23 protein-coding genes are annotated in these 24,496 nt (G+C 71.2%); 15 read left to right on the forward strand and 8 right to left on the reverse strand.

Annotated features, from left to right (window positions below; genetic code table 11):
- Positions 1 to 25 precede the first annotated feature (25 nt).
- Complete coding sequence (locus ACQY0Z_RS08240) at positions 26 to 1,282, forward strand: GNAT family N-acetyltransferase (protein WP_381725088.1); 1,257 nt, start codon at positions 26 to 28, stop codon at positions 1,280 to 1,282.
- A gap of 193 nt (positions 1,283 to 1,475) precedes the next feature.
- Here the strand turns inward: ACQY0Z_RS08240 and ACQY0Z_RS08245 are convergent, their stop codons facing one another.
- Positions 1,476 to 1,661: a hypothetical protein gene (locus ACQY0Z_RS08245; protein WP_254587720.1), complete on the reverse strand. Its 186-nt coding sequence runs from the start codon at positions 1,659 to 1,661 to the stop codon at positions 1,476 to 1,478.
- A gap of 175 nt (positions 1,662 to 1,836) precedes the next feature.
- On the opposite strand from ACQY0Z_RS08245, the gene ACQY0Z_RS08250 reads away from it, so the two are divergent.
- Positions 1,837 to 2,751, forward strand: a complete 915-nt coding sequence (locus tag ACQY0Z_RS08250; RefSeq protein ID WP_189896351.1) for a winged helix-turn-helix domain-containing protein — start codon at positions 1,837 to 1,839, stop codon at positions 2,749 to 2,751.
- A gap of 61 nt (positions 2,752 to 2,812) precedes the next feature.
- Here the strand turns inward: ACQY0Z_RS08250 and ACQY0Z_RS08255 are convergent, their stop codons facing one another.
- Positions 2,813 to 3,001: a hypothetical protein gene (locus ACQY0Z_RS08255; RefSeq protein WP_439812019.1), complete on the reverse strand. Its 189-nt coding sequence runs from the start codon at positions 2,999 to 3,001 to the stop codon at positions 2,813 to 2,815.
- A 173-nt stretch (positions 3,002 to 3,174) separates the two neighbouring features.
- Between ACQY0Z_RS08255 and ACQY0Z_RS08260 the strand changes: the two genes are divergently transcribed.
- Positions 3,175 to 4,059 carry a GntR family transcriptional regulator gene (locus ACQY0Z_RS08260; RefSeq protein WP_254587717.1) on the forward strand — a complete coding sequence of 295 codons (885 nt, stop codon included), beginning with the start codon at positions 3,175 to 3,177 and terminating at the stop codon, positions 4,057 to 4,059.
- Positions 4,060 to 4,088: 29 nt separating this feature from the next.
- On the forward strand, positions 4,089 to 4,823 hold the full coding sequence (locus ACQY0Z_RS08265) for an HAD family hydrolase (protein WP_189896349.1): 735 nt from the start codon (positions 4,089 to 4,091) through the stop codon (positions 4,821 to 4,823).
- Here the strand turns inward: ACQY0Z_RS08265 and ACQY0Z_RS08270 are convergent.
- Positions 4,814 to 4,996 carry a hypothetical protein gene (locus ACQY0Z_RS08270; RefSeq protein ID WP_189896347.1) on the reverse strand — a complete coding sequence of 61 codons (183 nt, stop codon included), beginning with the start codon at positions 4,994 to 4,996 and terminating at the stop codon, positions 4,814 to 4,816. The genes ACQY0Z_RS08265 and ACQY0Z_RS08270 overlap by 10 nt on opposite strands.
- Before the next feature lie 184 nt (positions 4,997 to 5,180).
- Between ACQY0Z_RS08270 and ACQY0Z_RS08275 the strand changes: the two genes are divergently transcribed.
- The 4 genes from ACQY0Z_RS08275 (at position 5,181) to ACQY0Z_RS08290 (ending at position 11,165) form a co-directional block, all read left to right on the forward strand.
- Entirely contained in the window at positions 5,181 to 6,056 is an 876-nt protein-coding gene (locus tag ACQY0Z_RS08275; protein WP_275981413.1) for a winged helix-turn-helix domain-containing protein, read from the forward strand.
- Between the two features lie 290 nt (positions 6,057 to 6,346).
- Complete coding sequence (locus ACQY0Z_RS08280; protein ID WP_347224946.1) at positions 6,347 to 8,437, forward strand: aminoglycoside phosphotransferase family protein; 2,091 nt, start codon at positions 6,347 to 6,349, stop codon at positions 8,435 to 8,437.
- A gap of 36 nt (positions 8,438 to 8,473) precedes the next feature.
- Positions 8,474 to 9,085 carry a TetR family transcriptional regulator gene (locus tag ACQY0Z_RS08285; RefSeq protein ID WP_439812020.1) on the forward strand — a complete coding sequence of 204 codons (612 nt, stop codon included), beginning with the start codon at positions 8,474 to 8,476 and terminating at the stop codon, positions 9,083 to 9,085.
- A gap of 40 nt (positions 9,086 to 9,125) precedes the next feature.
- The gene (locus ACQY0Z_RS08290) at positions 9,126 to 11,165 is read left to right on the forward strand and encodes a HelD family protein (RefSeq protein ID WP_439812021.1); all 2,040 of its coding nucleotides are present in this window, start codon (positions 9,126 to 9,128) and stop codon (positions 11,163 to 11,165) included.
- 16 nt (positions 11,166 to 11,181) lie between these two features.
- Here the strand turns inward: ACQY0Z_RS08290 and ACQY0Z_RS08295 are convergent, their stop codons facing one another.
- Positions 11,182 to 11,877 carry a FadR/GntR family transcriptional regulator gene (locus tag ACQY0Z_RS08295; RefSeq protein WP_189896482.1) on the reverse strand — a complete coding sequence of 232 codons (696 nt, stop codon included), beginning with the start codon at positions 11,875 to 11,877 and terminating at the stop codon, positions 11,182 to 11,184.
- Between the two features lie 211 nt (positions 11,878 to 12,088).
- Here ACQY0Z_RS08295 and ACQY0Z_RS08300 point away from each other — a divergent pair, with 211 nt between their 5' ends.
- From ACQY0Z_RS08300 to ACQY0Z_RS08315, 4 genes are all read left to right on the forward strand, one after another.
- Complete coding sequence (locus tag ACQY0Z_RS08300) at positions 12,089 to 13,339, forward strand: aminotransferase class V-fold PLP-dependent enzyme (protein WP_439812022.1); 1,251 nt, start codon at positions 12,089 to 12,091, stop codon at positions 13,337 to 13,339.
- 80 nt (positions 13,340 to 13,419) lie between these two features.
- Positions 13,420 to 14,715, forward strand: coding sequence for an ABC transporter substrate-binding protein (locus ACQY0Z_RS08305; RefSeq protein ID WP_439812023.1), 1,296 nt, complete (start codon positions 13,420 to 13,422; stop codon positions 14,713 to 14,715).
- Entirely contained in the window at positions 14,712 to 15,743 is a 1,032-nt protein-coding gene (locus ACQY0Z_RS08310; protein WP_381725108.1) for a carbohydrate ABC transporter permease, read from the forward strand. The genes ACQY0Z_RS08305 and ACQY0Z_RS08310 overlap by 4 nt, the downstream gene beginning before the upstream one ends.
- On the forward strand, positions 15,740 to 16,576 hold the full coding sequence (locus tag ACQY0Z_RS08315) for a carbohydrate ABC transporter permease (protein ID WP_254587772.1): 837 nt from the start codon (positions 15,740 to 15,742) through the stop codon (positions 16,574 to 16,576). Before ACQY0Z_RS08310 ends, ACQY0Z_RS08315 begins: the two co-directional genes overlap by 4 nt.
- A 1-nt stretch (position 16,577) precedes the next feature.
- Here the strand turns inward: ACQY0Z_RS08315 and ACQY0Z_RS08320 are convergent, their stop codons facing one another.
- On the reverse strand, positions 16,578 to 17,216 hold the full coding sequence (locus ACQY0Z_RS08320) for a DinB family protein (RefSeq protein ID WP_381730258.1): 639 nt from the start codon (positions 17,214 to 17,216) through the stop codon (positions 16,578 to 16,580).
- Positions 17,217 to 17,298: 82 nt separating this feature from the next.
- Here ACQY0Z_RS08320 and ACQY0Z_RS08325 point away from each other — a divergent pair, with 82 nt between their 5' ends.
- On the forward strand, positions 17,299 to 17,886 hold the full coding sequence (locus ACQY0Z_RS08325; protein WP_381730284.1) for a hypothetical protein: 588 nt from the start codon (positions 17,299 to 17,301) through the stop codon (positions 17,884 to 17,886).
- Here ACQY0Z_RS08325 and ACQY0Z_RS08330 read toward each other — a convergent pair.
- The 3 genes from ACQY0Z_RS08330 to ACQY0Z_RS08340 all read right to left on the reverse strand — a co-directional run bounded on the left by ACQY0Z_RS08330 (position 17,879) and on the right by ACQY0Z_RS08340 (position 20,898).
- Positions 17,879 to 18,775, reverse strand: a complete 897-nt coding sequence (locus ACQY0Z_RS08330; RefSeq protein ID WP_381725114.1) for an aminoglycoside phosphotransferase family protein — start codon at positions 18,773 to 18,775, stop codon at positions 17,879 to 17,881. The genes ACQY0Z_RS08325 and ACQY0Z_RS08330 overlap by 8 nt on opposite strands.
- A 52-nt stretch (positions 18,776 to 18,827) precedes the next feature.
- Positions 18,828 to 19,694, reverse strand: coding sequence for a GNAT family N-acetyltransferase (locus ACQY0Z_RS08335; protein WP_439812024.1), 867 nt, complete (start codon positions 19,692 to 19,694; stop codon positions 18,828 to 18,830).
- 115 nt (positions 19,695 to 19,809) lie between these two features.
- A complete protein-coding gene (locus ACQY0Z_RS08340) occupies positions 19,810 to 20,898 on the reverse strand; it encodes a MerR family transcriptional regulator (RefSeq protein ID WP_439812025.1) in 1,089 nt (362 codons plus the stop codon).
- A 434-nt stretch (positions 20,899 to 21,332) separates the two neighbouring features.
- Between ACQY0Z_RS08340 and ACQY0Z_RS08345 the strand changes: the two genes are divergently transcribed.
- Positions 21,333 to 22,151, forward strand: coding sequence for a TnsA-like heteromeric transposase endonuclease subunit (locus ACQY0Z_RS08345; RefSeq protein WP_439812026.1), 819 nt, complete (start codon positions 21,333 to 21,335; stop codon positions 22,149 to 22,151).
- A complete protein-coding gene (locus tag ACQY0Z_RS08350) occupies positions 22,148 to 24,496 on the forward strand; it encodes a transposase (protein ID WP_439812027.1) in 2,349 nt (782 codons plus the stop codon). The genes ACQY0Z_RS08345 and ACQY0Z_RS08350 overlap by 4 nt, the downstream gene beginning before the upstream one ends.

Consider the following 24,496-nt stretch of genomic DNA (forward strand, 5'->3'; position numbering starts at 1 on the left):
CCGGAGGCCGACCTACCGTGAGCCCATGACCTCCCGTGCCGACATCGACGTACGCCCCATCGACGAGTCCGAGTTCCCCGACTGGAGCCGGGCGATGAACGTCGGATTCCTGAGGGAACCGACCATCAGCGAGGACCTTCTCGAGGCGCGCCGGGCGCAGTTCACACCCGGACGCACGGTGGGCGCCTTCGACGACGGGCGGTGCGTCGCCACCTTCCGCTCCTTCTCTCAGGAGCTCACCGCGGTCGGCGGGGCGGCCGTGCCGGCCGACGCGGTCACCAACGTCACCGTCTCCCCGACCCACCGCCGGCGCGGGCTGCTGACCCGGATGATGGCGCAGGACCTGGCGGCGGCGAAGGAGCGCGGGGACGTCGTCGCCACGCTGATCGCCGCCGAGTACCCGATCTACGGGCGGTACGGCTTCGGCCCGGCCACCTGGACCACCCAGTGGACGATCGACGTGCCGCGCACCGGGCTCGACCCGCGCTGGGCGGGCCCGGAGGACGGCGGCCGGATCGACCTGGTGGACCCCGAGGACGTCCGCAAGCTCGGCCCCGAACTGCACCAGCGGCTGCGCCGGTCCCAGCCGGGCGCGGTGAGCCGCGACGAGCTGTGGTGGCAGCTCACCACCGGCTCCGTGCGCTTCCTTCCGGGGTTCCACGAGCCGTACTTCGTGACCTACCGCTCGGCCGCCGGCGAGATCGAGGGCATGGCCGCCTACACCACGGACGAGACGTGGGGCGACGCCAAGCAGCCGCTGAACACCGCCAAGGTGAAGTGGCTGACCGGGGTGACCCCGGCCGCCGAGCGGGCGCTGTGGCGGTATCTCTGCTCGATCGACTGGGTGGTCAAGGTCAAGACCGGCTACCGCGCCCCGGACGACCTGCTTCCGCACTTCCTCCCCGACCCGCGCGCCGCCGCGGTCACCACCCACGCCGACTGGCTGTGGGTGCGCATCCTCGACGTCGTACGGGCCCTGGAGGCGCGGACCTACGAGGGGGCGGGGGCGCTGGTGCTGGAGGTGGCCGACGCGGGCGGGCCGGCCGGCGGGCGGTACCGGCTGGAGGCGTCGGCGGACGGCGCCGGGGCCTGCGCGCCGACGACCGAGAACCCGGACCTCTCCCTCGACGTGGCCGACCTGGCCACGCTGTGGCTCGGCGACGAGTCGGCGGTGCGGCTCGCGGCGCTGGGCCGGGTCCGGGAAGAACGAGCGGGCGCCGCCCGTCAGGCCGACGCCCTGCTGCGTACGTCCAGGCGACCGTGGTGCCCGGACATCTTCTGAGTGCTGTCGCTGGGTGAGCGCGGCTCGCGTGGCCGCGCTCCTGGTACCGCTTCCTCCTTCCGGCGGGGACGGGTGGGCGTGCTCGTGCATCCGTAGCGAGCTGTTCAGTTGTGGTTGTGGTGGTGCCGCCCGCCGGCGGGCTCCCGGCTCCCCTCCGGAAGGGAGCCCGGCCGGCGGTCCGTGCGGAGTGCCGTCAGCCGGACTGGGCGAACAGCATCACGAGGATGACCGCGCCGATGCCGCTGATCACGGTGTTGCGCGCCTTGATGCCCACCGTGAGGGCGACGAAGGCGATGATCCCCATCGGGCCGTACTTCCACTGGACGAGCTGTTCGAACCCGATGGCCAGTGCGGCGACGACGACGGCGATGAACGGCATGGCGGTCCCCCTTAGTCCGGTGGCCTCCCCACCGCCTTCCTGGTGAGCCAACCCCTGTATGGGTCTGCCAGGTTGCGCGAGTTGGTGACCAACTTGTTCTTAGTTATCTCCACTTGGAAGAGTCCTATAACCACCCTCGATTGAACTGCCGCAAGATGGCGAGAAGTTGTAGTGTTTGGCCGTGGAGCCGGAACACGCCTCCGTCAATGGACGGAAGAAGCCACAGCGGCCACAGCGGACGCATCGTGAGGTGGCCGACGAGCTGCGCGCCCGGATCCGGTCCGGGGTGCTGCGGCCGGGCCAGCGCATGCCCACGCAGGCGCAGCTGGCCGCCGAGTTCGGCGTCGAGCGGCAGGCCGTGCGGGGCGCGTTGCGCATCCTGCAGTCGGAACATCTGCTGACGAACATCTCCAAAGGGGCGCCGGCGACGGTCGCGGACCGTGCCGACCGCGCCCCGGCGGGTCCCGCGGCCCCGCCGCAGCCCACCACGGTGGCGCTCGCACCCCGGATAGCCTCCGCCTTCGAGGCGGAGCACGTGGAGATCGACGCCGTCTGCCTCACCGCCGTCTCGCTCACTCTCGCCATCGGGGAGCCGCTGCGGCAGATCTACGCGGGGCGACTGAAACCGGCCAAGGTCGACGTCCGGGTGCTGCTGCCCGGCCGGAACATCGATCTGGCCTTCCCGGTGCCGGTCGGCGGGCGCCAGGGCGACGACGACCCGGTGCACGAGCGCTGGCTGGCCCAGCGCAACGCCCAGGGGCAGGTGCTCCGCCACAACCTGCTGGCGCTGCGCGCGACGCACGGGATCGACGTGCGGGTGTCTTTCCGGGCGCTGCCGTTCACACCGCCGGTGAAGCTGTATCTGCTCAACAACACCGAGGCGCTGTTCGCCTACTACACGGTGACCCGCAGCGAGGCGCTGATCGGCCAGGAGACCCTGCCGACGTACGACGCGCAGGGCGTACGGTCGATGCTGTTCGCCTTCGAGCAGGGCGGCGGCCTGCGCGACACGACCTTCGTGGAACAGTCCCACCTGTGGTTCAACGCACTGTGGGAGACGATCAGTTCGGAGCTGGAGCTCACGGACTGACGTCTCCCACAGGGGTCGGGTCGGGGCCGGCCACGGTCCCGTGGCGGCCGGGGCGGGCCGGTCACAGGGCCGGGCGGGCCACGAGCAGTGCCAGCAGCACCGCTCCGGCCGAGCTGACGCCCGGCCGGTTCGCGTGGATGCCCACGGTGACCAGTAGCAGGCCGAGGAGGCCGGCCGCGCCGTACCTCCACCGGACGAGCTGCTCGACGGTGACGACGACGACGGCGGAGATCAGGGCGATGACGGGCATGGTGTACCCCCTTCGGGCGGAGACGGTGGTACGGGGCGGCGGCGCGAGCGGAACGCTAACTTCCGCCAACTGCGGCAAGTTGGCAACCAACTTCAGTTAAGTTGTCCCCGCTTGGCTCCTACTCATAAACAACTTTCAAACAACTGCCTTTAGATGGATCAAAGTTGTAGCGTTTGGTCGTGGCCCAGGAGAACGTGTCAGTGAACGGCAGCAGCAGGCTCTCGGCCCAGGAGATCGCCGACATCCTGCGGGAACGCATCCGCGGGGGGGAACTGAAGGCGGGCGACCGGCTGCCCACACAGGCCGAGCTGGCCGAAGAGTTCGGCGTGGAGCGCGGCACCGTCCGTCAGGCCCTGCGCGCCCTCCAGGACGACGGGCTCCTCAGCAACGTCAGCAAGGGCAGCCCGCCCCGCATCGCGGCGCCCGCACCGGCCCGGGAGGAGCCCCAGCCGACGATGGTGGGACTGGCGCCCCGGCTCACGGAGGCGTTCTCCACGCCCCGCGTGCGGGTCGATGCCGTGTGCCTCACCGCCGAAAGCTTCATGCTGGCGGTCGGCGAGCCGGTCCGGCACATCCACGAGGGCCGTATCCGCCCCGAGGCGATCGACGTCCGCATCATGCTGCCGTCCCGGCGGATCAACCTCGCCTTCCCCGTGCCGGTCGACGGGCGGGACGCGGGCGACGAGGACCCGGTGCACGAGCGCTGGCTGGCCCAGCGCAACTCCCAGGCCCGCGTGCTCCAGCACAACCTCCAGGCGCTGCGCGCCACGCACGGCATCGACGTGCACGTGTCCTTCCGGGCACTGCCCTTCACCCCGCCGGTGAAGCTGTACCTGCTCAACGGCGAGGAGGCGCTGATCGGTTACTACATGCTGACCCGGCGCGAGGAGGAGTGGGAGAGCCGGACCCTGGAGATGTACGACGCCCTCGGCTCCGCCTCCCTCCTCTTCTCCTTCGCCAAGCGGGCGGGGCAGCGGGACCAGGCGTTCGTGGAGGAATCCCAGAAGTGGTTCGACGCCCTCTGGGAAACCATCACGACGGACCTGACACTCTCCTAGTGACTTCTGAGACGCAGCAGACTGAATCGGTGACAACCGAGACCGAGACGGAACCGAACGACCTGCGGAACCTGATCGAAGGCGCCCGAGTCGTGCTGTGGGACTTCGACGGCCCGGTCTGCCGGCTGTTCGCGGGCCACTCCGCCGAGCGGGTGGCCAGGGACCTGGTGGACTGGCTGGAGGGGCAGGGGCTGCACGGACTGCTCGAAGAGTCCGAGCGCGAGTCCCTGGACCCGCACTTCGTTCTGCGCGCGGTGGACCGCCGGCATCCCGGCAGCGACCTCGTGGCGGAACTCGAGGAACGTCTCACCCAGGAGGAGCTGAAGGCCGCGGCCTCGGCGAGACCGACGCCGTACGCCGACCCCCTGGTCCGCACCTGGACGGCGGTGGGCGCCCGCCTGGCCATCACCACGAACAACTCGCCGCGGGTGGTGAAGGAGTACCTGACGACCCGCGGCATCCTGCCGTGCTTCGCCCCGCACATCTACGGCCGCACCCAGGAACTCCGCCACCTGAAGCCGCATCCGCACTGCATACAACGGGCGTTGAACGCGATGGGCGCGGCCCCGTCGACGGCGTTGATGATCGGGGACACCCCGTCCGACTTCCTCGCGGCGCGGGCGGCGGGGGTGCCGTTCCTGGGGTACGCGCGGAACGAGCGGAAGCACAAGGTGCTGCGGGAGGCGGGGGCGGAGCGGATCGTGGGGTCGCTGGAGCCGCTGCTGAAGGGGGTGTGGGAAGCCGGTGAGCTGGGTCAGGCCTGAATCATCAGGGCGGTGAGCAGCACGGCCGCCCCGACGGCGAGGCCCTCACGGCGGGCCCGTATGCCCACGCCCACGAGGAGGAGCAGCAGGAGGCCGAGCACGCCGAGGCGCGTCTCGGCCAGCAGGCTCATCAGCAGCTTGCCCAGCGCTGTGATCAACTGAAGGCGGTACATGAGCCGACCATCTCCCCTCCACTTTCCGGCACCGTCCGGAAGGCCTCAACTCGCGGTCCAATTGGACTGGTTGGCCTGAGGGTTGTCTGCCCGGACCGGTTGATCCCTTAACCAACAGTCCGCCTGCCTATGTGAGTTGTGGACGGTTGGTTTGCCGGTGGACCGAAAGCGGTACGTTCCGGGCATGGCCGGGAGGGGTGGCGAGTCAAGCGGCGGCGGGCGGGAGGCCCAGCGGGTCGCCGACGAGTTGCGCGCGCGGATAGGGAACGTCTATCCCCTGGGCTCCTTCCTGCCGGCGCAGCGCGCCCTCGCCGTGGAACTGGGCGTCTCCCGTGACACCGTGCAGCGGGCGCTGCGGGAACTGGTGAACGAGGGCTGGATCGAGTCACGGCGCGGCAGCGGCTCGCGGGTCAAGAAGGTGCAGCGCATCCAGTCGTCGACGGCCAAGGCGACCCGCCTCCGCGGCCAGGTGACGCTGGCGCCCTTCATCAGCGAGGCCTTCGAGCGCCCGGAGGTCACGCTCGACGTCTACACCCTGACCTCGGAGTCCCTGGACGCCCACATCCGGCTCCAGTCGGAACGCATCCGCGGTGGCTTCATCTCGCCCCAGCGCATCACGCTCCGTATGCTCCTTCCGGACCCGTCACTTCCGCTGCCGTATCCGCGGGTGAAGGGGGATTCGGACGATTCGCGGATGCGGGAGCGGTTGCGGGCGATCACGGAGACGCACACGAACTCCCTGGTCGGCGCACTGAGGGACCTGCGGACCGAGGGACTGGTCCCCACCGTCAACGTGCAGGTGCGGCACACCCCGCTCACCCCGACCTTCAAGCTCTACCTGCTCAACGAGGTCGAGGCGTTGCACGGCATGTACGAGATCATCGAGCGGCAGCTCGAGCTGAGGGACGGCGAGGTGGTGACCGCGCTGGACGTGCTGGGACTGGGCGCGACCCTCACCCACCATGTGAAGGATCCGGGCGGTTCCGGGGCTCCCGGAACCGTGTTCGTCGACAGCCTCCAGGAATGGTTCGACTCCGTGTGGAATCACCTCGCCCGGTGACCGTGGTGCTGTACGATCCGGCCACCGATTGAGCAAAGCTCTTACCCCGTTCGTACCAGGGAGCACATCAGCGACTGGGACGGGCTTCCGTGACTCGGGCACTTGGGTGACACCCCGCTGTCCGGCGCCAGACGCCATGCGGTTGACTTCCGCGTGCGGAAACGGAGGCCGCATGCCTACCGTCATTTGTGTCTCCCTCGTACGTCACGGAGCGGCCAGTGGGCGCACCACCTCTTCCCCGACCGGCCCTCGGGGTGCCCACTTCGCCGGACGACCGGCTCCGCGATTTCGTGGCACGCGCCACGCTGTGCGGTACGGCCGCCAGCGGTCACCACAATCAGAACTACGTGCTGGCACCGGACGAGCCCGAGGCGCGGTTACTGGGCCGTGAGCCGGGGACGTCGGTGACGGTGCGCATCCGCCGGGCCGGGGCGCTGCCGGTGGTGATCCGAACCTGGGACAACGAGGACGAGATCCTCGGGGCGGTCAAGGACGCGCTGCCGCATGTACCGCAGTGTCTCGCGAAGGGCGAGGACTTCGCCGTCCACAGCTATGTGGAAGGCGTGCCGCTCTCCAGCATCTGCGCCAACGGAAAGCCCGTGGACCCCCTGCTCGTGCGGGCACTGGCCGGACTGCTCGCCCAGATGACCCGGGTCAGACGCAGCTCCCTGCCACCCCTGCCTCTCCACTGGCCGAGCAACGACACCGACAGCCAGGCGTTCCTGCGCACCCTCGCGCATCTCGCGGACGAGCAGATCCGCCGGCCCAATTGGACTGCTTTCGGCGGACTGTTCGCGGCGCTCGGCATCCCGGAGGACGCCCTGGTCCGGCTGGCCGAGCGCACCCCCGCCATGGCGCGGCGGCCGTACAGCCTGCTCCACGCCGACCTGCACCGGGACAACGTGATCGTCTCCTACGGCGAATCGCTCCCCCTGATCTGCGTCGACTGGGAGCTGGCGACCTACGGCGACCCCCTCCACGACCTGGCGACCCACCTGGTGCGCATGCGGTACCCGGATCACCAGTGGCCCGAGGTGATCGCCGCCTGGGAGGAAGCCATGCGTCGCGTCCGCCCGGCGGCCGTCAACGGGCTGGGCAAGGACCTCCAGCACTACCTCGACTTCGAGCGCGCGCAGTCCGTGTTCCCGGACGTGATGAGGGCGGCGCAGTCCCTCGAGCAGGCGTACTCGCAGAAGAACCTGGACGAGGCGACGGCAGAGGTGGACCGGGCGCTGCACGCGGCCGCGCGGCCGCTCGGACTGCGGAGCCTCCCCGGGCCGAAGGAGATCGAGCGCGCCCTGTTCCGCTGGCTGGCGTCACGCGAGGTGCGCGGCGCTCAGGTCGTCGGGTGGTTGCCGGACCGGCGCCTCACGCTGCCGGACGACTTCGGTGAGAGGGACGTCCTCGATGCCCTGTCGGTCGAGGGCGCGGCCCCGGCCAGCCGCGTCTTCAAGGGAACGGCCCACCTCAACACCGTGGTTCGGGTTCCCGGGGTCTGTTACCCGGTGGTCGTCCGGCGCAGGCTGCCCGACGTCACCCGGCTGGAGCCGCACTTCCTCAGCGAGCACGCCGTGCTGCGCAGCATCGAGGAGGCGAAGGTCGCCGTGAACGCGCCCAGGGCGCTGGCACTGGGCGAGACGTACGCGAACGATCACTTCGCGATCCACACCTACATGGGACCGGAGGATGTCGACCGCCCCCCGAACCACCCCGTGCACGGCCTTCTGCCCCACGAGGCGGACGGTCTGGTGGACCAGCTCTGCGCCCTGACCCGGGTGGACTACAAGCAGATCGACCCGACGGCCGGCGAGCCGGGCTTCCACCGGTGGCTCACGGCCCAATTGGTGCGCCTCGTCGCCGAGCTCCCCAGAAAGACGCAGCAGCTCGCCCGGCAGCTGGGACTGCCGGACGCCGAACGCCTCGCCCACATCCTGTCCCGACAGGAGGTGAGCCACCGGAAGCCCTCCCTCCTCCACGGCGACCTCAACCCGTGGAACCTGGTGCGCCGGGACGGCGGGCTGAGCATCATCGACTGGGAGATGGCCCTCATCGGCGATCCCCTCTACGACCTGGTCCGGCACATGCACCTCACCCCGACCCGCCCGGAGATCCGGGACCGCATGTTCCGCCGCTGGGCACGCAAGCTCCCGCCGGAGTACACGCGCGGCTGGCAGAAGGACTGGCCGGTGTACCGGCGCCTCGAGGTTGTCCGCTCCGCGTACATCGACCTCGACCGCATCGTCACCGGCGCGAGCCTCGACGCCCCCAACGTCCGCCGGGCGGTCGCCTCGTACGCGGTGACCCTGGCGGTCGCCACGGGCGCCCTCGGCCTGCCGGTCCGGGCCACGGCCAACCCGTACCTGGCCCGCGCGCTGGGCTGAGGCGGGCGCGGCCCGGGCAGTGCGTAGGCTCGCCGCATGAGCGAGATCGGGCTGCGGGAGCGCAAGAAGCGGCGGATGTACCGGACGGTGTCGGACCTCGCGATCCGGATGTTTCTGGAGCGCGGGTTCGAGGCGGTGTCCGTCGCGGAGGTGGCCGCCGCGGCCGAGATCTCCAAGCCGACGCTCTTCCGGTACTTCCCCGCCAAGGAGGACCTCGTCCTGTACCGGATCGCGGACCACGAGGAGGAGCCCGCCCGGGTCGTGCGGGAGGGGCCGACACCCATCGAGGCGCTGAAGCGTCACTTCCTGGAGGGGCTGGAGCGCCGGGACCCGGTGACGGGGCTCAACGACGACCCCGAGGTGCTCTCCTTCCACGCCCTGCTCTACGGCACACCGTCCCTGGTCGCCCGGCTGCACAGCCATCTCGAGCGCGCCGAGGAGGCGCTGGCCGAGGCGCTCGGCGGCGGGCTCGACGCCCGGCTGGCCGCCGGACAGATCATCGCCGTACGGCGGATCCTCGCGCAGGAGAACTGGCGGCGGATCGCGGCGGGGGAGCGCCTCGACGCCGTACGGGAGGACGCGGTGGCCGCGGCGGAGCGGGCGTTCGGGGTGCTGGAGCACAGCCTTCCGGGTTTCGTAACCAAGTAAAAAAGATTACTGAGTAACGTTTCTTGCTACGCTCGGGGGAATGACGTCCGACGCCCCCGTGCCCCAGCACGCCCTCCACCAGGAACGCGCCCATCACGACCGCTGCCGTGCAGCCCTCGCCGCCATGACCGGAGGCGCCGACGAGCAGGTGATCTCCGGTGAGGACGTCTCCGCGTCCGGCGCCGACGCCGAGGTTCTCGGGTACCGGCTGCGCAGCCGGGCCAAGGAACTGCGTGAACTGCCGCCCGGCCCGCTGTTCTTCGGGCGGCTGGACTTCGGCCGGGACGAACCCGACCACGCCGGGCAGAGCTACCACGTCGGACGCCTGCGGATCACCGAACACCCGGCCGCCCCGCCCCTGGTGGTCGACTGGCGGGCACCGGTGTCCCGCACCTTCTACCAGGCGTCCGCCCGTGACCCGCACGGTGTGGCCGTGCGCCGCCGCTTCGGCTGGGCGCCCGGCAGCAAGGGCGACTCCCGTGACCTCACCGGCCTGGAGGACGAGCACCTGGAGCGGGGCGAGGACCGGGTCAGCGGAATCGTCGCCCGGGAGATCGAGCGGCCGCGTGTCGGGCCGATGCGGGACATCGCCGCCACCATCCAGCCCGAGCAGGACGACCTCGTCCGCGGCGACCTGGACCTCACCGTGTGCGTGCAGGGCGCTCCCGGCACCGGCAAGACCGCCGTCGGCCTGCACCGGGCGGCCTATCTGCTCTACACCCATCCGCAGCGGATGCGCCGCGGCGGCCTCCTCGTCCTCGGCCCGAACCGGACCTTCCTCACCTACATCGCCGAGGTGCTGCCCTCCCTCGGCGAGACCGGCGTACGGCAGTCGACCCTCGCCGAGGAGATCGCCCGGCACCCGGTGACCGGTGAGGACGACGAGCGGACCGCCCTCCTCAAGCACGACGCCCGCACCGCAGAGGTGCTGCGCCGGGCGTTGTACGCGCGGGTGCACACCGATCACGCGGACTCCCTCGCCGTCCCGGACGGCTCCTACCGGTGGCGGGTCGACGGGGACGCACTCGCCCGGATCGTCGCCGGCGTGCTGCACGAGGAACCGCCGTACGCCGTGGGGCGGGAGCGGGTGCGGGCCCGGATCGTGCGGGCCGTCCAGGACCAGGCCGAGCGGCGCAGCGGTCCGCGGGGCGCCGCCTGGGTGCGCCGGATCGAGCGGGCGCGGCCGGTGTCGGCGTACGTGGACGCCGTCTGGCCGCTCGTGCGGCCGGAGCAGGTGGTGGCGGAACTGCTGTCCGACGCCGACCGGTTGGCGCGGGCGGCCGACGGGATCCTGGACGCGGAGGAGCAGAAGGCTCTGCTGTGGGCGTGCCCGCCGCGGTCATGGCGGTCGGCGGTCTGGTCGGCCGCCGATCTGCTGCTGCTCGACGAGGTGGCCGGGCTGATCGAGCACCCCGAGGGGTATGGGCACGTCGTGGTCGACGAGGCGCAGGACCTGTCCCCGATGGAGTGCAGGGCCATCGCCCGCAGGGCCGCCTTCGGGTCGCTCACGGTGCTGGGCGACCTGGCGCAGGGGACGACACCCTGGGCATCACGCTCCTGGGCCGGAACGCTGCGTCACCTGGGCCGTCCCGAGGCGGCCGTCGTGCCGCTGACCACCGGTTTCCGGGTGCCGCAGGCGGTGGTGGAGCTGACCAACCGGCTGCTGGGGCGACTGGACGTCGATGTGCCGGCGGCCCGCTCCCTGCGCCCGGACGGCGAGGTGCGCAGCCGGGTCGTGGACGACCCCGCCGAAGTGCCGGGCGCGGTCGTGGCCGCCGTAGGGGACGCCCTGGAGCGGGAGGGGTCCGTGGGCGTCGTGGCGGCGGATGCCGATGTGCCCGCGCTGCTGCGGGCGTTGGCGGAGGCGGGCGTCGAGGCCGCGGGGCCGGAGTGCCCGGCGGCGCGTGTCAGCGTGGTGCCCGCGAGCGTCGTCAAGGGTCTAGAGTACGACCACGTGGTGGCGGTGGAGCCGGCCGCGATCGCCGAGGCGGAGGAGCGCGGACTGCACCGGCTCTACGTGGTGCTGACCCGGGCGGTGTCCAGCCTGGAGGTGGTACGGGCGCGGCCGTTGCCGTTCTGACGCGGCATCCGGCCGCTCAGGCCCCCTCGTCCTCCACCGGCGGCTCCAACGCCCGCAGCCACCGTTCCGTCTGTGCCACATGGGCCTCCGCCGCGCCCGCCGCCGCTCCCGGATCGTGGGCGGCGATGGCCGTGGCGAGGACGCGGTGGTCGGCGTCGCTCTTGCGGCGGAGGTCGGGGCCCTCGGGGAGGGTGAAGACCTGGTACTTACGGGAGCGGGAGCGGAAGACCGCCAGGAGGGAGGCCAGGGTGGGGTTGCCGGCCGCGCGGGCGATCTCCGCGTGGAAGCGGTGGTCCAGGTCGGACGCCTCCGTCGGGTCCTGCGTGGCCTCCATCGCCTCGATGAGCGAGAACAGCGTCTCGATGGTCTCCGGGGTCGCGCGGGCCGCCGCCTGCGCCGCCACGTGCGCCTCCAGGACGCGGCGGATTTCGTAGACCTCCAGCAGGCCCGGCAGGGGCAGGAGTTGCAGGGTCAGGGAGAGGCTGCCGATCAGGTCCTCGGGGCGCAGCTGCGAGACGTACGTGCCCGAGCCGTGGCGCGGCTCGATCACGCCCAGCGCCGCCAGCATCCGTACCGCTTCGCGCAACGAGCCGCGGGAGACGCCGAGTTCCTCGCAGAGGTCCGCCTCGGGCGGAATCCGCTCCCCGGCGCCGAGCCGCCCCGTGGCGATCATGTGGCGCAGGCCGTGGAACGCCTTGTCGACTGCCGACATCCGTTGCCTCCCCTGACGGGCCGCGCACTCCGCGCCCCCGCCCGAGTGAACTCTAGTCGCCCGAGAGATCAGATGTCTTCGGTGAAACATTCATGAGTCATCTGATTTCTTCCCGCTCACAGGTCTTGTCATGGCCGAAAACCCCATGCCAACATCCCGAGTCATCATACGTCTTGGCCTTCGGGTCTCCCGATGGTCCGACGGTCCCCCGATGTCCCTCGCGGATGGGAGTCATGTGAGCGAGACCGACGTCAGCACCGCGCCCCGCCCCCTGCTGCTGGCCGACGGCCGGCCCGCGGTGGACGCGTGGTCGCTGGACCCCGCCCTGCGCCACCTCAACCACGGCTCCTTCGGCGCCGTCCCGCTGGTCGCCCAGGAGCGGCAGAACGCGCTGCGGGCGGAGATGGAGCGGGCGCCGGTCGTGTGGTTCCCCGAGCTGCCGGAGCGGATCGCGGCGGCCCGGACCGGCCTCGCCGCGTTCCTCGGCGTGGACGCGGGCGACCTCGCCCTGGTGCCCAACGCCAGCGCCGGCGTCAGCGTCGTCTACGCCAACCTCCCCGCACGAAACGGCGGCGAGATCGTCGTCACCGACCACGGCTACGGCGCCGTCACCATGGGCGCCGAACGCCTCGCCCGCCGCTGGGGCGGCCGCGTCCGCACCGCCCGTGTGCCGCTGGACGCGGACGAGGAGCAGGCGTACGAGGCGGTCATGGCGGAGGTCGGCGACGCCACCGCCCTGCTGGTCGTCGACCAGATCACCTCCGCGACCGCCCGCCGGTTCCCCGTGGAGCGGATCGGCGCCGAGGCGGCCCGCCGCGGGGTGCCGTTCCTCGTCGACGGCGCCCACGCACCCGCCCTGCTCGCCTCGCCGCTCAAGGGCCTCACCTGCGACTTCTGGGCCGGCAACCTCCACAAGTGGGCCTGCGCCCCGCGTGGCACCGCCGCCCTCGTCGCCCGCGGCCCGCTCCGTGACGACCTCCACCCCCTGATCGACTCCTGGGGCGCCCCCGACCCGTACCCGGACCGCTTCGACCAGCAGGGCACCCTCGACGCCACCAACTACCTGGCCGCGCAGACCGCGCTGGACTTCGTCGACAGCACCTGGGGCTGGGACGCGGCCCGCCGCTACATGGACGAGCTGGCCGGGTACGGCGAACGGGTCGTGGCCGCCGCCGTCACCGCGCTGACCGGCGAGGACGCCCGCGTGGACGTGGGGATGCCGGTGCCCGGCATGCGGCTGGTGCGGCTGCCGGACGGTCTCGCCGACTGCCGGGAGGCCGCGGACGCCCTGCGCGACCGGGCCGCCGCCGAGCTGGGCGTCGAGGCCGCGTTCACCGCATTCGGCGGCATCGGCTACGTACGGCTGTCCGCGCATCTCTACAACACCGCCGAGGACTACGAGTACTTCGCCGAGCGGTGCGTGCCCGTGCTCGGCGAGTGGGCCCGCGCCGCCCGCCCCTGATCCGCCCATCCCCTGTACCTCGTCGCCCCCGCACCCGCGCCCCCCGTCGCCCCGTTCACCGCAAGGAAGAGGTCAGCACGATGAGAAGAAGGACGGCAGCTCTCGCGCTCGGCACCGCCGCCGCGATGCTCCTGACCGGCTGCTCCACGATGAGTCCCGGTGAGAGCGGAACGGTCACCCTCAACATGGTGGAGAGCCTGACCAACCCCGCCCGCACCGACCTCCTCGAGGAGCTCATAGCCGACTTCGAGGAGAAGAACCCGAAGGTCACGGTCAACCTGGTCTCGCCGCCCACCGAGCAGGCCGACCAGAAGCTCCAGCAGATGCTCCAGTCGGGCAGCGGCGTCGACGTCCTGGAGGTCCGTGACATCACCGTCGGCCCCTGGTCGAACAACGGCTGGCTGTACGACATGAAGAAGGACCTGGCCGGCTGGAAGGGCTGGGACGCGCTCACGGACAACGCTGTCGCCGCCTCCGAGGACGACAAGGGCCGCACCTACTTCGTGCCGTACGGGTTCTACGGGCTGAGCCTCTTCCACCGCACCGACCTGATCAAGGAGGCCGGGTTCGACAAGCCGCCGGCCACCTGGGAGGAACTGCTGGAGCAGGCGTCGAAGATCCACGACCCGTCGTCGCGCCGGTACGGCTACGCCTTCCGCGGCGGCGCCAACGCCCACAGCAACGCCACGGCCGCCATCGAGGCGTACGTCGCCGACCGTATCGACCCGGCCAACGGGTACCTCCTGAAGGACGGCAAGACCATCTTCTCGGCGCCCGAGGCGCTGGACGCGATGGAGATGTACCTGAAGCTGTTCAAGGAGGCGTCGCCGAAGTCGTCCGTGGCCTGGGGTTACCCGGAGATGGTGGAGGGCTTCTCCAACGGCTCGACCGCGTTCCTGCTTCAGGACCCCGAGGTCATCGCCACCGTCTCCGAGTCGAAGTCCCTCGACGCGAACCAGTGGAGCACCGCGCCGCTGATGGCCGGGCCGAGCGGGAAGACCGTGCAGCCGCTGGCGACCGCCGGATGGGGTGTCGCGGAGGGCAGCAAGCACAAGGCCGAGGCCGTGAAACTGGTGCAGTTCCTCTCCGAGGGTGAGGCGTCCACGCGGTTCACCAAGGGCAACAGCCTGGTGCCGATCCTCAAGGCGGCGGCCGAGGACGAGTTCTACCGCACCGGCCCGTGGGCCAGCTACGTCACCATGACGGAGAACCCGGACACGTACCTCGTCGTCACCCAGCCGCGCGGCGTCGCGTGGTGGACGGAGTGGCAGCAGCGCGCCGACACGGACGTGCAGAAGATGATCCTCGGCAAGCTCACCCCGAAGGAGCTGCTGGCCGGCTGGGACGCCTACTGGACCGAGAAGTGGAAGAAGTGACCATGTCCGGTACGTCCACGCCGACGTCCGGCGTGACCGCGGCGCCCTCCGTACGCAAGGAGGGCGCCCCGCCCCGCGGCGGGACCGGCGGGGGCCGCAGGCGCAGGGAGTTCACCACCCGGCGGGGACTGGTCGTCGCCGCGTTCATGGCGCCGGCGGCGGTCTTCGTCGCGCTGTTCACGTACTACCCGATGATCGCCGGCAGCCAAATGGCGTTCCGGAACTGGAACCTCACCGACCTCACGGACACCTCGTGGGTGGGGTTCAAGAACTTCCGGGAGGTCTTCACCGACCCCGCGTGGGGCACGGTGCTGGGCAACACCGCGCTGTGGGTGGTCGGTTCGATCGTGCCGCAACTGGTGATCGGGTTCGCGCTGGCGCTGTGGCTGAGGCGCAGGTTCCGGCTCCGCGGGCTCTACCAGGCGCTGATCTTCTTCCCGTGGGCGATCTCCGGGTTCCTGATCGGCATCCTGTTCCGCTGGATGTTCAACAGCGAGTTCGGCGTCGTCAACGACCTGCTCCAGAAGGCCGGCCTGATCGACGAGCCGGTCGCCTGGCTCGCCGACCCCGACACCGCGATGATCGCCGTGCTGGTCGCCAACGTCTGGTACGGGGTCACCTTCTTCGCGATCATGATCCTGGCCGCGCTCCAGTCGATCCCGGACGAGCTGTACGAGGCGGCGGCGCTGGACGGCGCGGGCAAGGCGCGGACGCTGTTCCGCATCACCATCCCGTACATCCGCGTGACGCTGGTGCTCACGGTGCTGCTGCGGGTCATCTGGATCTTCAACTTCCCCGACCTGATCTTCGGCATGACCGGGGGCGGGCCGAACGACGAGACGCACATCGTGACCACCTGGATGATCAAGATCACGCAGCAGGGCGACTACGGCAAGGCGTCCGCGCTGGGTCTGCTGGTGGTGGCGGTGCTGCTGGTGTTCGCGACGTTCTTCCTGACGGCGACACGGGAGCGGGGCGGCGGCCGACGGGGCGCCGGCCGGGGCGGAAAGCGAGGGGTGCGGGCGTGATCGGCAAGGAAACCACGGCCGGCAGGGCCGCGAAGTTCACCTTCCTGGGCCTCTGGCTCGTCTTCTCCCTCTTCCCGCTGTACTGGATCACCGTCACGTCCCTGAAGGACCCCGGTGACATCTTCTCCTTCCCGATCTCCTACTGGCCCGAGAACTTCTCCCTGGAGAACTACCAAGGCCTGTTCGGCAAGGCGGACTTCGGCACGTACCTGGTGAACAGCCTGGTCGTGTCGACCGTCGCGGGCGCGGTGGCCACCGCCATCTCCACGCTCTCGGCGTACGTCCTCGCCCGGTTCGAGTTCCGCAGCAAGTCCGCGCTGCTGATGGCGTTCCTCGTCACGCAGATGATCCCGTCGTTCATCGCGCTGGGCCCGCTGTACCTGCTGATGACCGACCTCCGGCTGGTCGACAACCGGCTCGGCCTGATGCTGGTCTACATCGCCGTGTGCATCCCCTTCTGCACGGTGATGCTGCGCGGCTTCTTCGAGAACGTCCCGGACGCGCTGGAGGAGGCCGCGATGATCGACGGCCTGTCCCGGCTCGGGGCGCTGATCAAGGTGCTGCTGCCGGTCATGCGGCCGGGGATCGTCGCCGCGTTCATCTTCAACTTCGTCAACTGCTGGAACGAGCTGTTCCTTTCGGTGACGCTGATGAACAGCGACGAGAACAAGACCGTGCCGACCGCGCTCAACGGCTTCATCTCCAGCTTCAACATCGACTGGGGGTCGATGTCCGCGGCGGCGGTGCTGACGATCCTGCCGACGATGGTGCTGTTCGCCTTCGCCAGCCGGCACATCGTGCAGGGGCTGACGGCGGGGGCGGTGAAGGGCTGAGTCACGGGGTGGCGTGGGAACCGGGACCGGTGGTGGGGTCGTCACCCGGCTCCGCGGCCTCCCGCGCCGCCCGTTCCAGCTTGTCGCGGTAGGCCGCCCACCAGGCGGGGTCGGCCGAGGGGAGGCTGGTGGCGCCCGGCCGCTCGCCCGTCGCTCCGTCCAGCTGCTCGCGCAGGATGTCGGCGTGACCCGCGTGCCGGCTGGTGTCGGCGATGACGCGGACGACGGCGTGGTGCAAGGTCAGCTCGGCGCGGTCCTCGGGCCACCACGGCACCGTGCCGGTCGTGTCCAGGGGCAGCGCCTCGACCGTCGCGTCCGCGTGCGCCCAGGCCCGCCGGTACAGGCCCACGATGGCGTCACGCGTCTCGTCGGGCGCGGCCCACATGTCCGCGTTGACCTCGGCGTCCTCCGCGAGCCACGGCAGCGGCTCGCCGGACGGACGCCAGAACGTGTCGCCCAGATACCCGAGTTCGACCCCGGCGGCGTGCTTCACCAGCCCGAGCAGATTGGTCCCGGTCGGCGTCAGCGGCCGCCGCACGTCGTACTCGGACAGCCCTTCCAGCTTCCAGAGCAGGGCGTCCCGCGCCTCCTGGAGATAGCGGTGCAGGTCGGCCTTGGCGGGATCGGAGTACGTCGTCATGGAGATCAGTGTGTCGGCACGGGGCGTCCCCGTCCGCCCAATTGAGTTGCCCCGGGATGCCGCGCACAGGATCCTCGACGACGTGATCACGGACCACCAGCGGAAGATCCGCGAGCGCTACCTCTCCGCGCCCGTCGTGGCGGCACCGGAGCCGTGGCGGAAGGTGCTCGACCGGCCGGTCGGCGGCCTGCTCGGCATCGGCTTCGCCGTCCACCCCGGCACCGGCCAGGACCTGGTGATGACCGTGTCGACCGCGGGCCACGGCCTCTTCGACGCGGCGACCGGTGAACTCGTCGCGCGTGACCGTGACCCCGATCCGGACACGAGCACGCCCGACGCGGCCCCCGACCTCGCCTGCCCCGGTCTCGGCCCGGTCGCGGGCGTGCCGGTGCGTATCGCCGGCCTCTTCGGCGGAGGCCTGCACCACACCACCCCCGACGGCTGGGCCTTGGACGTCGTCGCCCCCGACTGGCCCGACCACCGCGTGATCCTCTCCGCGGACGGGGGAGGGAACCGCGGACCGCACGGCGGCACCTGGTGGCACGTCCACCACGCGTCCTCGTCGGAGTTCCGGGCCGCCGGCTTCTCCCCGTCCGGCCGGACCCTCGCGGTCGGCACCAGCAGCGACCTGGCCCTCTGGGCGCGGCAGTCCCTGCCGGTGCTCAGCTGAGGATCGCCTCCAGACGGCCGCGGCACTCCGCCGTGAACGCCGGGAACGTGTCCCAGTAGTACGGGATGCCGGCGACGGCGACCGCGATGGCCCAGGCGCGGGCGCGCAGCCAGGTCGGGGTGTCGAGGGCCAGGGTGTCCCAGTAGGCGCGGCGGGCCTCGGGCGGGAGGTCCCAGACGGGGGCATGCTCGGCGTCGGGGAAGCCGATCGAGAGCGCACCGAAGTCGATCACGGCGTGGAGTCTGCCGTCGCGGGCCAGGAGGTTGGCCGGGCGGAGGTCGCCGTGCAGCCAGACGTGCGGTCCGGCCGGGTCGGGCAGGGCGAGCGCCTCCCGCCACAGCCGTTCCAGCGTGTCGACGTCGAGGTCCAGCCCCTCGACGGCCCGGCACGCGTCGAAGCCCGGCCCGACCCACGCGTCGCACGCCGCCAGGGTGCCCCCGCGGTACCAGGACAGCCCGCCCTCCCGCGTCGCCCTCATCAGGTCGACGCGGTGCAACTCCCGTACGAACTCCGCAAGGTCGGCCCCGAAGGCGGCCCAGTCGCGGACCGTGTCCGGGCCGACGTCCTCGCCGTCGATCCAGCGGTGGACGGCCCACGGGACCGGGTAGGCGTCGGTGGGCGTCCCGGCATGCACGGGTTCCGGCACGCGGCGGGGGAGGAGGGGCGCGAGGCGGGGCAGCCACCGCTGCTCCTTGCGCAACGACGGCCCGCCGTCCGGCGTCCGCGGCAGGCGGACCAGCAGGCCGTCGCCCAGCCGGTACATGGTGTTGTCCGTTCCCGCGCCCGCGGGCCGCAACGGCAGGTCCGCCCACTGCGGGCACTGGGCCCGCAGCAGCGACCGTACGAGGTCCTCGTCGACGGAGATCTCGTTCTCGTGCAGCGACGTCACCCGGGCAGTGTGGTCCCCGGCCGCCCCGGAGGCCATCGGGTTTCCGACCACCTCACGCCGGGCCGTCGTACGTGAAGCGATAGCCGGCGCAGTCGGTGAGTCGGACGTAACCGAGGCGCTGGTAGAGGGCGTTGCTCGTCGGGTTGGCCGGGTCCGCGAACAGGACGACGTCCGTGGCGCCCGCCTCTCGCGCGGCCCGGCTTACCGCGGCCGTGACCGCGCCCGCGTAACCGTGGCCGCGGAAGCGGGACGGGGTGTAGACGGGGTCGACGCGGACCATGCCGCCGGTGACCGAGGTGACGGCCGCCATGGAGACGGGGGTGCCGTCGGGGGTCCGCCAGAAGGTGAAGTGGCGGTCGCCGAACCGGGACCGGTCCCACGCGCCCGCGTCGATCAGGTCGATGGACGGCTGCTCGCCGACCTCGACGCAGAACTCCCGGCACCAGCGCACCACGAGTTCGCGGTCCGCCTCCCCTGCGAGCTGGGCGCGGCCCTCCGGGTGGGGCCGGGGCGGGGTGAGGGTGCCGAGGCGGTAGAGGTGCGTGTGCCAGAACAGCTTGGGCACCGCGCCGGTGTGCCCCTGCCAGGCAGAGGCGAAGACGTCGGCCGTCTCCTGGTCGGCGATGACCTGGGCGGGGGAGTGGCCGAGGGCGGACAGGCGGGCGGCGAGGGTATTGGCGTCGTCGCCGGCCAGCGGGGTGAGGCCGAGGCGGCCGCGCGGGGTGAGGTAGCAGACCGCGCGGACCTCGCCCTCCGTCTCCAGGCGGCCGAGGACGAAGTCGCCCGCGCCGGGCAGGCGCAGCTTCTCGATGTCGGTGAGCGGGGTGGTGTGGAGGGCGGGGCGCGAGCGCAGGAAGGCTCCGGCGCGGGTGAGGAAGTCCTCGACGTCGGTGGTGAAGTGCCAGTGGTCCGGGAGCATGCCTCATCGTGCCGGACGCGGGACCGGGCGAGCGGGGGTTCGCGCCGATCCCGCCGACGGGTGGCCGGAACGCCTATGCCTGTGCGCTTACGCCTGTGCGCTTACGCCTGTGCGCTTACGCCTGTGCCACCACGTCCGCGACCACGCAGCTCACGTTGTCCGGGCCGCCCGACGCGTTGGCCAGGTCGACGAGTTCACGGACGGCCGCCTCGGGCTCGGGGGTGTCCGTGAGCACGCGGTGGATGTCACCGGCGGGCACGACCGTGGACAGGCCGTCCGAGCAGAGGAGGTAGCGGTCGCCGGCGCGGGCGTCGTGCAGCCGCAGGTCGGGCGTGGAGTCGGCGCCCCGGCCCAGGGCGCGGAGCAGCAGGGACCGCTGCGGGTGCGAGGCGGCCTCCTCGGGGGTGAGACGCCCCTCGTCGATCAGTGACTGCACCACCGTGTGGTCGTGGGTGATCTGGAACAGCTTCCCGTCGCGCAGGAGATGGACGCGGGAGTCGCCGATGTGGACGAGCGCGAGCTGCGAGCCGGTCCACAGCATCGCGGTGAGCGTGGTGCCGGCGTCGGTGCTGTCGCCGCCGGTGCCGTCGTCGGGCGCGGAGACGCCGTGCACGGCCCGTTCGGCGCGGCCGAGGGCGTCCTCGAGCGCGTTCAGCAGGTCTCCCGCCGGGGCGGTCTCCGACTCCAGACTTCGCAGGGCGTCGACAGCCGCCGCCCCGGCGAGGGCGCCCCTGCCGCCGTAGCCGTCGGCGACGGCGAGGAGGCGGGAGCCCGCGTAGGCGGTGTCCTGGTTGCTCGGGCGGACCCGGCCGGCGTCGGACAGGGCGGCGTAACGGAGGGAGAGGGGTGCGGTGGTGCGGGACATGGCGGGGTCCTTCCCGGTCAGATGGTCGACGAGGAAGGCCGCCAGGTCCCGCCGCGCGGCCGTGTCGGCCTCGACCCGCGCCCAGTACGCGCGGATCTCGCCGGCCGCCTCGCCCGGGTCCATGGCGCACACCTGCCGGATGCGGGCGAGCGGCATGCCCAGCCGCCGGAGCCAGGCGACCAGCCGTGCCTGCTCCAGCTGCTCGGGCGCGTAACGGCGGTAGCCGGTGTCCGGGTCGACGCGGGCGGGAGTCAGCAGACCGAGCTCGTCGTACAGCCGCAGCGCCTTCGGCGACAGCCGGGACGCCTTCGCGAACGCCCCGATGGTCAGCAGCTCCATGCGTGTCCCTCCTCGTACCGGGCCGAGCGCCCGGCACCGTCGATGCTGGGCGCTGCCCCAAGGTGAAGGTCAACAGCGGATTCCCCCCGCGCCCTCCAGGGAGAGGGTGACCTGCCCGGAGCGCGTGTCGACGACGACCACCTCGGCGGTGATCCGCCGGCCGGCTTCGACCACCTCGGAGGGGTGGCCGTCCAGCCGTGGGCCAGGTCCGGCACGCGGATGAACCCGGTGACCTTCACCCGTACCACGGTGAGACTGAGCATGGTAGTTGTCGTCATCCTCCCCTTCCGACCTGGCCCTTCTTGAGGTCCTGAGCACGACATCTGTCGCCGAATTCGCATTGTTCTTGACGTGTTCCGTGCTCTTTGCAGGCAAGTTGTCGCCAACTTCGAAGATCGCCCCTCCGAGGGGAAGCTTGCGGCTTACCTGGGGACATGAGCGATAGCTGGGGCTCCTTGTGGTCCCACCGCTGCACGTGGACGGATCTGATGGTCCCGGTCTCGCTGGACGGCGGGCGGGACGGCCTGGACCTGTCCGACGGTTGGTTGGACCGGTGGACGGCGACGTGGAAGTACGCCGGGGACGAGGTCACGGGGCCGGTCCGGCACCTGGGGCAGGTTCCGGTGGCGAGCCGCGGGCCGATGCGGGGGTTCACCTGGCGGCGGGAGCAGCGGCACAGGCCCGGTCTGGAGTCGCTGGTGTCGACGGGGCGTCTGCACGGGTTCGAGAGCCTCGAAGAGGACCAGTTGCTGGTGGCTTTGGACTTTGCCGGTGATCCGGTGGAAGTGCTGTCGCAGCCGTTGCGTATCCGGTTCCGTACAGCGGAGAAGTGGCGTAACCACACGCCGGACTTCTTCGCGGTCACACGGGCGGGAACCTGGCTGATCGACGTGCGGTCCCGGGATCTGATCAAACCCGAGGATCTGGAGTCGTTCGCAGCCGCGGAGGAGGTGGCGTTGGTCTGCGGGTGGCACTACGCGGTCGTGGCCGAGTGGCGCCCGCATGTGCGGTCCACCCTCGGTGCGTTCTACGGGAAGCGTCGTCCGACGCGTGACGTGCTCGGGGTGCAGCCCGGTCTGCTTGCTCAGGCCGAGGAGGGCGTCACGTTCGGGGAGTTGGCGGACGCGCATATGTACTGGCCGGTGGCACGCGCCCAGTTGTTGCATCTGCTGTGGCACCGAAGGCTCGGCATCGACCTCGCTCAGCCGCTGACGGACAGGTCGCGGGTGGTGCTGGCAGGAGGCGTCTCATGATGGGGGCGGCGGCACTGGATCTCTCGCCTGGCGCGGGCGTAGTGCTCGACGAGGTGGAGTGGCTGGTCGAGCGGCAGGAGCCGCATCTGGGGCGGGTCCACCTGGTGCGGTCGGATGGTGAGCGGCAGCGGGTGAGCTTCCGTTTTCTGGTCAATCATCCGCGGTGCCGGTCGTCGTCGCGCACGGCGGCGGAGGGCGCCAACCGTGGGCGGCAGGCGGCTTCGTGGAGTGATGTGAAGCCGGAGAAGCGACCCTTGATGGAACAGCGTTTCGCGCATCTGATGGAGGTCAACTGCGGATTCCGCAGCGGTGATCCGTTCCGGCCCGAGCCGGGGGAGCCGCGTCCCGAGTACGACCCGGACCGTACGACGCTGACCGAGCGGCGGGTGGCGAAGGCCGCCGAACTGTCGGCACTGCGGCCCGAGGAGGCCAAGCTGCTCCTGGGGGTCGCGCATGTCGGGGTGCGTACGCTGGAGCGGTGGGAGCGGCGGCGCAGGAAGTACGGGATCGTGGGCTGCGCCGATCACCGGTGGCTGCGGGCGAGCGGAGGACACCCGAGTATCAGTGAGGAGGTCCGTGAAGCGATCTTCGCGGTCCGTGCGGAGACGCAGCATCACCGGTCCCGGGTGAGCGCGCGGACCCGCGAGATCATGATCCGGCGCTATGTGCGGGAGACCTTCGAGAAGGAAGACGAAGAAGAGGGGGACGAGGGCGGGGGCGGGGACGGGGAAGAGTGCGAGAAGATCGAGGTCCCCAGCTATCACACGCTGCTGCGGGTGTGGAAGGAGTGGTTCGGGCCGGGCGGCACCCGACCGAAGTACGAGCGCTCGGCCGAACTGCCCACCAAGAACGGGCATGTGCTCGTGACTCGCCCCGGCCAGGTGGTCGCGCTGGACACGACGATCCTGCCGGTGATGGTCCGCGAGAACGTCTTCGGTGACCCGGTCACCGTCCACCTCACCTTGGCGCTGGACGTCTACACCCACTCCATCTGCGCGTTCCGGCTGACGCTGGTGTCGGACTCCTCGGTGGACGTCGCGATGGTGCTGCGCGACGTCATGCTGCCGCTGCCCATGCGGGACGAGTGGGGCGAGGACATGGAGTGGCCCTATCCGGGGCTGCCGGCCGCGATGGTCTCGGAGTTTGCCGGGTACGAGGTGGCCGGGCTGCCGTTCTTCACTCCCGAGACCGTCACTTCCGACCACGGCTCGGTCTACCGCAACCATCACCTGGTGGATGTCCAGGAGGCGATGGGCTGCCGGATCCTGCCGGCGCGTGTGCTGCGCCCGCAGGACAAGAGCGCGGTGGAGCGCGTCTTCGGCAGTATCCGTTCGCTGGTATTCGAGAAGCTGGCCGGATACACGGGAGTCGACGTTGCCGACCGCGGCGCAGACCCGGAGGGCGACGCGGTGCTGACCATGGCCGAGATGGAACACCTCATCGCGACCTGGGTCGTGAAGGTCTGGCAGAACCGCCGTCTCGGCGAGTTCGCACCCAGCTGGGATCCCGGCGGTGACCACAGCCCCAACACCCTGTTCGCCGCCTCCTTCGCCCAAGAGGGCTTCGACCTGGACATCCCGTCCCCGGAGACGTACTACCGCTTCCTGCCCGAGCACCATGTGAAGCGGATCTACCGGCGGGGCGTGAAGGTCAAGGGGCTCTGGTACGACGCGGAGCTGCTGCACCGTCCCGACCTGCACTCCGCTCGCGGGGGTCGCTACAAGAAGCAGTGGGTCATCCACCGCGAACCCCGCGACCGGAGGGTGGTGTACTTCCAGGACCCCGGCACCCATGAGTGGCACGAACTGCGCTGGACGGGCCTGCCGCCGGAGGGCGAGATGCCGGCCTTCGGGGACGCCAGGGTCGAGGAACTCCTCACCCGCGTACGGGAAGCAGGTCTCAAGCCGCGCTCCGACAGCGACCTCGTCCCGATCCTCCTGGAGATGCTGGGGGCTGTCGATCCGGTCGAGAGGTGGCCGTCCCAGCTGACCAAGTCCCAGCGGACGCAGCACGCACGGGAGATCACCCAGGCCCGGGCGGCCGCCGCGGACCGGCCGCAACAGCCGCCGAAGCCGGACGAGCCGCCGCGCCTGACGGCCGTCGGCGCCCCGGATACCGAGCCGCCGTGGCGGGAGCGGGTCCGGGAGGCCACCGACAGCCTGGACGCCCACCGGCGTCGGCGGCGGGAGGCGGCGACATCCTCGCGGACGCCGTCGGCACCCGCCCCGCTGGGATCGAGCCGCAGTGGCCGCAACCTCTTCGTCATCGCCGACGACGATGACGGCCCCGACGACGCGGCCCCGCCGCCACCGAGTCCCGGTCGGCAGCCGACGGAGGAGACGTGA

Origin of the sequence: Streptomyces sp. P9-2 (genome assembly GCF_051903975.1) — a bacterium.
GTDB classification, from domain to species: domain Bacteria; phylum Actinomycetota; class Actinomycetes; order Streptomycetales; family Streptomycetaceae; genus Streptomyces; species Streptomyces cellulosae.